Raw genomic sequence first — 7,153 nt, 5'->3', positions numbered from 1 at the left:
TCTTGAAGGAGTCAGTAGAGGCGCTTTGATTTCGCCTTTGAAAGTTCGCATTTGGACTCTTCAAGAATCCCCGTCCCGGAGCGGGCTGGGGAGTATCAAATACAAAGACCGCTTGTGTTGTTGGGCGATCGCCCGTTTGTTACCCTCTGGGCAATGGATAATTGTCGCCCGCTGCCGCAGTCGCTCCGATGCAGAGGGGCATTTTCAGTTTTTGCGACAAACTATACCCCACGTTAAGTTTGAGGTTGTGTTCGATTTAAACGGGGAAAGTAATCGTTTGGAGGCATTGCGCGATCGTGCTTCTAATTCCCTCAGCAGCGCGTTGTAGATTTTAATCTTCGCGGCGATTTCTGTTTGGCGATCGCTCTTTTTGTTGCTAAGGGCGATCGGCCGTACCATCTTAGTCAAATCAGAATTTACACTGCGGTAGCCTCAAGACTAAAATTCTCCGAACAGGACTTTATCAACCCTGGGTTGTGGTAAAATGCTCGTATATACAGTGCTTCTTCGTTAGTTAAAAATATGCGATCGCAACTAGAACAAATTACGCTTCAAGACAGAAATGCCGCTGAAATGGAAATCCGCGACAAGCAGCAGCAAATTAATTACGACACGAAACAGTATCCAGTCGAAATACTCGTTCAAAAATATCTGGAAGGAATTAACGATGATACTAATAAATTGTTTATTCCAGACTACCAACGTCAAATTGTTTGGGATGACACCAGGCAATCAAAGTTTATTGAGTCTGTAATTTGGGGGATACCAATACCTTATATATTCGTTGTTGAGATCCGTCATGATGAAAATGATGAACCACGTTTAGAGATCGTAGACGGCGCACAACGCATTCTTACCCTAGCTAGATTTATCAATAACGAATTAACATTAAGTGGACTCGAAAAAATAGAGCAATTAAATGGATTTAAGTTTGCCGATCTACTGCTTTCTCGTCAGAGAAACTTCAACCGAACTACAGTTCGGATTATCCAACTAACCCAAGCTGCCAACGAGGAAGTCCGAAGAGATGTATTTGAACGGATACAATCATTTTAACAGCCAAGTAAAGAAATTTCAATAAAGCACAAAATATACTGCTGCAATTATTGGTATAATCAAAATAATTTGTGCATATTCAATATGTTGGCAGTCGAATATAATCATGGAAACTGTATTCTTAGAATTTAATATACGTGCTAAAGATGTGGATGATTACTTTGTATTTTTGGACAGCCTGGAAAAACAGACAACGCAGTTAGCTTTACTTGATACTACTGGCAACTACCAAATTAAAAGCCTAGATCCAGAGTTAGCAAAAACGCTCAAAGCCAATGGTTTTTTGTTGCTATATAACTTGGTTGAATCCACTATGCGAAATGCGATTGAAGCCATATTTGAGGAGTTCAAAAATAAAGCAGTCACCTTTGACAAACTCAAACCAGAAATTAAACTGATTGTCCTCCAAAATCTTAAAAATCGTTCTCCTAAGAAAATTTATTTAACAATTAATCAACTCTCTACTGATATAATCACAGCTACATTTGAACGCGAGGAACTGTTTTCAGGAAATGTGGATGCTAGGTTAATTAAAGAAATAGCAGACAAATACGGTTTTTCATATCAAACAGACTTTCCTAAGACCAAAAATGGGCAAAATCTTGTAGTGATTAAAAGTAATAGAAATGATTTAGCCCACGGGATTAAGTCTTTTGAAGAAGTGGGGGGATATCAGGCTATTGAGGAACTATTAGAAATGAAGGAAGAAGTCATAGAGTATTTGCGTCAAATACTTGAGAATGTTAAAAGTTATCTGGACAATCAAGAGTATTTGGACGTAAATACAAATAATCCTTAATTTTAGGCTAAGAAACCGGGTTTCTAGAGTAATTTTGGTTGGGTGGCGACATATCTCATAAGAAACCCGGTTTCTGGGAATGATGGGAGGGGTAAGAAACCGGGTTTCTAGGGTAATTTTGGTTGGGTGGCGAGATATCTCCGAAGAAACCCGGTTTCTAGGAATGATGCGAAGGCTACTTCCGCACCATCACTGACTTAATTACAGCATTCGGTTGATACTTGTTAGTCTCAAAAAATCCCCCTTTACCCGCGCCATAAACTCCTGCAAATTGTTTCCCTTCAGCCTTGGGAACAAATAAGAACTTCTTGCTCGGCTGGTTGGCAAAAACCACATTTTCTCTCGATTCATTATCCACATTATAAGATAAAGTAGTCTTGCCGTAAATTGCCTCGGCTTGTTTTAATGTCATTCCTGGCCCGACGCCTTGAGCTGTTTTATAATTAGAATTGTCAGTCATCAAAAGTTCGATCGCATCCGCATCTTTCAGCTTTGTACCCGCAGCGTAGATAATCCGATACTGTACTTTTCCCGATCGACTAACCGCCACTGCATCGAAGTCTACCATAAAAGGAGACTCTACCTTAAACTGGGCTGTGGAACCTATAGCCTGCTTGAGTTGTCCCAAAGTCATGCCGATTTTTGCTTCGCCAATTGTGCGATCGCCAATTGCTACACTTGCAGAGGAAGGTTTTACAGCAGCATTGGCTATTTCCCGTGGCGTATTTGCACCCGCGCGCGCCACAGCAGCGCCGGGAGTCGAGATGAAGGTGAGGTGACTGGCGATCGCCAGCAAAACAGCTATCATTGATCCAGATAAGATTTTTATATTCAACATGACTAATTCTCCTCGATTTCAATTTCGACTATCAACCCGCATTTTCTGGACTGTCCTAGGGATAACTTTATTAGTTTGGATTCTCAGAGGTGTTGGCCTCTTAACATTCCTTCCCGGTGGTGTTATTTGGATACTGATTTTTCTGTCTTTTGTTGCGGGTATACTCAGCACTGTACTGCGCCGATAATCCGACATCCGGTAAGTGACAAAATTTAATAATTTAGTTTTCTGTTCGTTTCGTCTTAATGCTGAAACTTATTTTTTGGGATTAACAATAAGATTATTGAAAAAAATCTACCAAATAAATATTATGTTTGTTTATAATACCATTGGGGTCGAGTGCGGAGCTGTTAAATTGTCGATAGGTAGCTAGAGATTTTTGGTGGCGACACATCCTACAACTACCAACTACCAACTACCAACTACCAACTACCAACTACTAACTACTAACTACTAACTACTAACTACTAACTACTAACTACTAACTACTAACTACTTTAGCAATTACCATTTGTTTGATTGTTTCATTGCCTTTCCCACAGTCACATTTAACTGAGCACCGATCAACATCGCCAAACAACACAGATAAAGCCAGAGCAGCAAAACGATAAAAGTTCCGATCGTGCCGTAAGTCCAATTGTAATTGCCTAAATTCAAAACATAAAATCGAAATAAACCTGAAAGCATCGCCCATAGCAGAGCTGCAAACACAGCCCCGGAAAAAATCGGTGTCTCTGGGTGACGGCGGCTCGGCCCGTAGCGGTAAACAAAGGCAAAGGCAAGGGATACAATGCCCAAGGTGCTAGGCCAACGCCACAGTCGCCAAACACCTAATAATTGTGCTTCTAAGGGACAATCTGGCAGAAACATTAGGCAACTCTTGACATCTTTTAAATTGCAATTTGCTACCGACTCTAACAGGCAACTCTGGCGGGCAATAGCTTGCACAATTAAGTCGCTGACAAAGACAACTCCTGATGCTAAGATTAGTAGCAAAATTGTACCAATGCTTAGAGAAATAGAAATAAGTTTTGCTTTAACAAAAGATCGAGTTTGAGTAGCCGGGATTTGATGAATTTGATCGAGGGCGGCCATCGCCGCGCTCATTACTCCAGAAAAGGCCCACAGCGATACTACAAAACTTAGTGAAAATCGCCGACAAGATAGCCAACAGCCCCGGAAACAGCGCCAGCATAGAATTGTAGGCCATTTCGGCAGACAGCCCGGGCAACCGCTGCTCTCCCGCTTTCATGCAGACTTCCTTGAGCGTGCTCCAAGTCAAACAGCGACAAAACAGCCAAAAATCACCAAATTTCGTTTTGACAGCTCTCAGCAGCCTCAAAAGTGCCTTAAACAAGGCTAAAATCAGGTAGCGCAACCAGTAATAAATGTTCATAGCTTACAAATTCCCAATGACTAATGACCAATGACTAATCTAAAATCTAAAATCTAAAATCTAAAATAAACAATATGTCTCAAGATATCAGACAGTGGTTAGATGAAATTAAGCGACTACAACAGCAGTTGACAGAGGTTTCGCGCGATCGCGATGACGCTGGTGAAAGTGCGGCTCAATGGCGCCAACTCTACAATACCGAAGCCGAGCAGCGCCGGAATGATGCTAAGTTAACTCAGCAAAGCATCGATGCTTTGGAAGCACAGATACAGGAATTTCAAAGTTTCTCCCCGATTGCGCCCGAAGGTGACGAGGCTGGAGTTGCTCGCCAGCATGAGGTTGAACAACTGCATACAGTTGGGGAACTTAAAACTAAGTTAACAGAAGTTCTCGAAGAGCGCGATCGGGCGATCGAACAAATCAAACAACTCACTCAAGCGCTCAAACAAGAAGAAGCCCGTCACGCCGAGACTAGCAGAAATTTAACCACCGCCCTAGCAGACGCCGTTGACTTGCTCACCAAAGCACAAACTATTCCTACTGCAAAAATGGAACCATCACCAGCCTATTCTCTAGAAATAGTCCCTACTCGCACCGCAAATCCTGGCGAAACTGCGATCGAAATCCGCCAAAATCCCGCGCAAATTGGCCGGAATCCCGCCCAGCTTCCACCTTCTAAAAACCAGTTACTCGATTTACCGCCGTTTGGGAATTAGTCATTAGTCTGTAGTCTGTATTCCAACACTCGCATCGGGATTATGGCGGTGGGCGATCGGAAATCATTTTAAAGTTTTGGTTTCTTCAATTAGAAACCTGATAAATGGTTTTACTCCGATCGCACGGATGGAAACATCGACCGCGACTAAACCAATTGTAGCAGCGATCGTTACTGCGAGTACCCAAGTTTTTAGGCCTCCAGGCGTTTGCGTAATTAAGGTACAAATTATCTGAAAAGGTTTAAGAATGCCCTCGAATTCTTCGATTGTTTTTTGGAATTTAGCAATATCCTGATTATAAACTTCAAACTCCCGTTGGTATTGCTCTTGTTTGACCTCTAGGCGAATGAGTCTTTCTTTTAAGTCCTCCAAGCCTTCCAATTCTTCTATGAGCTTTTTATTTTTGTTAAACATGGTGGTTTCCTCTAAAACTTACAACGATAATAACGAGGGTTTAACTGAAAATGCAAATTTTGAGAACGGATTATGTAGATATAAATAGATGTCAAAAGAAAGTAGAATTTAGTAGAAACTGGTAGAATTAAGTGGTTGGATACTTCCAAAGTAGAATTTAGTAGAAACTGGTAGAATCAAGTGGTTGGGTACTTGCCAGGTTTCGGAAGCATTGATAGACTGATATTATCGTCTCTCAAAGGTAAAGGCAATGAAATTACCCAGGTATGAAGACCATGAAAAAGACTTTCTTGCAGCAATGGCAACGAAATTTGGCTTTACTGGCAAAAATCTGATAGTATTTTTGCTGCGGTTCTGCGAAAAAGATGCAGAATCGAATGATAGGACTTTAGCTGATGAATGGCAAGGTGAATTACTAGAGGGAACTAAAAAGGAAGAGAAAAATCCGAATGATACTAAAAAAAGTGTAGATGCGGCGGCTGCTATTTTGCGCGATCGTTTACAGGTAATTTGCGACAAGCTGAAAGATGCAGGGTGCGACTTTGGGGGAACTGAAAGAGGCCGCTGGAAAATAGGTAAAGCATGGTTACAAAAAGTTAAGTTTCCTGAATGGGCAAAAGAACAGGGTTTAATTAAACCGCGCACTATCGAAGAATGTTGGAACGAATTAAAAACGCAAGCTAAAAAATACCAGCCCGCTACAGATAAAGAAATTCAATCAGAATTAATTGTGCAGATATGGGAACCGCAATTAGGAAGTATGGGCAATCGACGCAACATCAAACGTCAACAAATCCCAGTTAATAGCGATTTAATTTATCGAGTGATTTCTCCCCAAGTCGGATATTTAATCTTATTGGAACGGGAACCTAACGGCACGATAGTTTGTTTGTGTCCTTCGGAATATGCCCCCTCATCCTACCATGCAGGGAAAGAGACGGTGTTACCTCATCCTGACTCCGACGAGTATGAGTCTTTTGGCTTGGATGAGCTAGGATGGGAACAACTGCTTGCTGTGATTACTCCTGAATTACCGCCTTTTCAGTGGTTGGAAGATAGTCGCCAGAAAGCCTTAGAAGTCAATCAAGAGCATTTGGCAGAAATTTTGGACTATGTGAATGGTCAAACGAACGCTGAGGTATTATATACGGAATATTTGGTTGTTAACTCTCAGGGGTAATACAGAAACAGGCTTTTGCACAATAGACTGGGTTTCTCAGCCTTAAATTCTGCAAAAAGCTGGTTTCTTGGGGTTTGTGGAGAATAGCATAAACCCCATTTTTATCGACAAAATTTACTTTTAACCTACAGGAATATTTGCTATGAAAACAATTGAAGACCTGAATAAAGAAGTGGTTGAACTGTATAACGAAGGCAAATTCAATGAAGCGATACTCGTTGCTGAACAAGCATTAATCTTAGCTAAATCCCTTCACTCAGGCGACCATGCTGATGTGGCATCCAGTCTGAATAACTTGGCATCACTCTACAGAACCCAAGGACTTTACCGCGAAGCAGAACCTCTCTACCAACAGGCATTAGAGATGAAACAACGCCTATTTCCAGGCGACCATGCTGCTGTGGCAACGAGTCTGAATAACTTGGGCTTACTCTACCAATTCCAAGGACGCTATAGTGAAGCTGAACCTCTCTACAACAAGGCATTAAAGATGTGGCAATGGATGTTTAAAGGCGACCATCCTGATGTGGCAACCAGTCTGAATAACTTGGCAGGACTCTACGAATCCCAAGGAGACTACTCTGAAGCTGAACCTCTCTACAAAAAGGCGTTAGAGATGTGGCAACGACTGTTTAAAGGCGACCATCCTGATGTGGCAACCAGTCTGAATAACTTGGCAGAACTCTACAGATCCCAAGGACGCTACCGGGATGCTGAACCTCTCTACAAACAGGCATTAGAGATGTGGCAACGC

The 7,153-nt window shown here is 41.9% G+C and carries 10 protein-coding genes; 6 read left to right on the top strand and 4 right to left on the bottom strand.

Annotation, left to right across the window (positions count from 1 at the left end; translation table 11 throughout):
- From JGK20_RS33305 to JGK20_RS33295, 3 genes are all read left to right on the top strand, one after another.
- A partial coding sequence (locus JGK20_RS33305; RefSeq protein WP_325315616.1) for a hypothetical protein occupies positions 1-328 on the top strand: 328 nt, incomplete at its 5' end.
- A gap of 194 nt (positions 329-522) precedes the next feature.
- The gene (locus tag JGK20_RS33300) at positions 523-1,056 is read left to right on the top strand and encodes a DUF262 domain-containing protein (RefSeq protein WP_293233673.1); all 534 of its coding nucleotides are present in this window, start codon (positions 523-525) and stop codon (positions 1,054-1,056) included.
- 106 nt (positions 1,057-1,162) lie between these two features.
- A complete protein-coding gene (locus JGK20_RS33295; protein WP_293233671.1) occupies positions 1,163-1,855 on the top strand; it encodes an MAE_28990/MAE_18760 family HEPN-like nuclease in 693 nt (230 codons plus the stop codon).
- A gap of 175 nt (positions 1,856-2,030) precedes the next feature.
- Here the strand turns inward: JGK20_RS33295 and JGK20_RS33290 are convergent, their stop codons facing one another.
- The 3 genes from JGK20_RS33290 to JGK20_RS34740 all read right to left on the bottom strand — a co-directional run bounded on the left by JGK20_RS33290 (position 2,031) and on the right by JGK20_RS34740 (position 4,089).
- Positions 2,031-2,693, bottom strand: a complete 663-nt coding sequence (locus tag JGK20_RS33290) for a hypothetical protein (RefSeq protein WP_293233669.1) — start codon at positions 2,691-2,693, stop codon at positions 2,031-2,033.
- 504 nt (positions 2,694-3,197) lie between these two features.
- Positions 3,198-3,800, bottom strand: coding sequence for a YihY/virulence factor BrkB family protein (locus tag JGK20_RS33285; protein WP_366039837.1), 603 nt, complete (start codon positions 3,798-3,800; stop codon positions 3,198-3,200).
- Positions 3,730-4,089, bottom strand: a complete 360-nt coding sequence (locus tag JGK20_RS34740) for a hypothetical protein (RefSeq protein ID WP_366039835.1) — start codon at positions 4,087-4,089, stop codon at positions 3,730-3,732. The genes JGK20_RS33285 and JGK20_RS34740 overlap by 71 nt, the downstream gene beginning before the upstream one ends.
- 74 nt (positions 4,090-4,163) lie before the next feature.
- Between JGK20_RS34740 and JGK20_RS33280 the strand changes: the two genes are divergently transcribed.
- Positions 4,164-4,805, top strand: coding sequence for a hypothetical protein (locus tag JGK20_RS33280; RefSeq protein ID WP_293184866.1), 642 nt, complete (start codon positions 4,164-4,166; stop codon positions 4,803-4,805).
- Positions 4,806-4,868: 63 nt separating this feature from the next.
- Here JGK20_RS33280 and JGK20_RS33275 read toward each other — a convergent pair whose 3' ends face one another.
- Complete coding sequence (locus JGK20_RS33275) at positions 4,869-5,219, bottom strand: hypothetical protein (RefSeq protein ID WP_293198166.1); 351 nt, start codon at positions 5,217-5,219, stop codon at positions 4,869-4,871.
- A gap of 250 nt (positions 5,220-5,469) precedes the next feature.
- On the opposite strand from JGK20_RS33275, the gene JGK20_RS33270 reads away from it, so the two are divergent.
- Together JGK20_RS33270 and JGK20_RS33265 are read left to right on the top strand one after the other, a co-directional pair.
- Positions 5,470-6,399, top strand: coding sequence for a hypothetical protein (locus JGK20_RS33270; RefSeq protein ID WP_293208363.1), 930 nt, complete (start codon positions 5,470-5,472; stop codon positions 6,397-6,399).
- A gap of 142 nt (positions 6,400-6,541) precedes the next feature.
- On the top strand, positions 6,542-7,153 hold a 612-nt coding region (locus JGK20_RS33265), incomplete at its 3' end, for a tetratricopeptide repeat protein (protein WP_293233667.1).

The sequence above is a fragment of the Microcoleus sp. PH2017_05_CCC_O_A genome, from assembly GCF_020738785.1.
Lineage (GTDB): Bacteria > Cyanobacteriota > Cyanobacteriia > Cyanobacteriales > Microcoleaceae > Microcoleus.
This window is presented reverse-complemented; position numbering and strand designations above follow the sequence as displayed.

Bases quoted from the DNA above. Each gene is read 5' to 3' on its own strand.
- JGK20_RS33270 (WP_293208363.1), top strand. From the start codon at position 5,470: ATGAAATTACCCAGGTATGAAGACCATGAAAAAGACTTTCTTGCAGCA.
- JGK20_RS33285 (WP_366039837.1), bottom strand. From the start codon at position 3,800: ATGAGCGCGGCGATGGCCGCCCTCGATCAAATTCATCAAATCCCGGCT.
- JGK20_RS33275 (WP_293198166.1), bottom strand. From the start codon at position 5,219: ATGTTTAACAAAAATAAAAAGCTCATAGAAGAATTGGAAGGCTTGGAG.
- JGK20_RS33280 (WP_293184866.1), top strand. From the start codon at position 4,164: ATGTCTCAAGATATCAGACAGTGGTTAGATGAAATTAAGCGACTACAA.
- JGK20_RS33300 (WP_293233673.1), top strand. From the start codon at position 523: ATGCGATCGCAACTAGAACAAATTACGCTTCAAGACAGAAATGCCGCT.
- JGK20_RS34740 (WP_366039835.1), bottom strand. From the start codon at position 4,089: ATGAACATTTATTACTGGTTGCGCTACCTGATTTTAGCCTTGTTTAAG.
- JGK20_RS33290 (WP_293233669.1), bottom strand. From the start codon at position 2,693: ATGTTGAATATAAAAATCTTATCTGGATCAATGATAGCTGTTTTGCTG.
- JGK20_RS33295 (WP_293233671.1), top strand. From the start codon at position 1,163: ATGGAAACTGTATTCTTAGAATTTAATATACGTGCTAAAGATGTGGAT.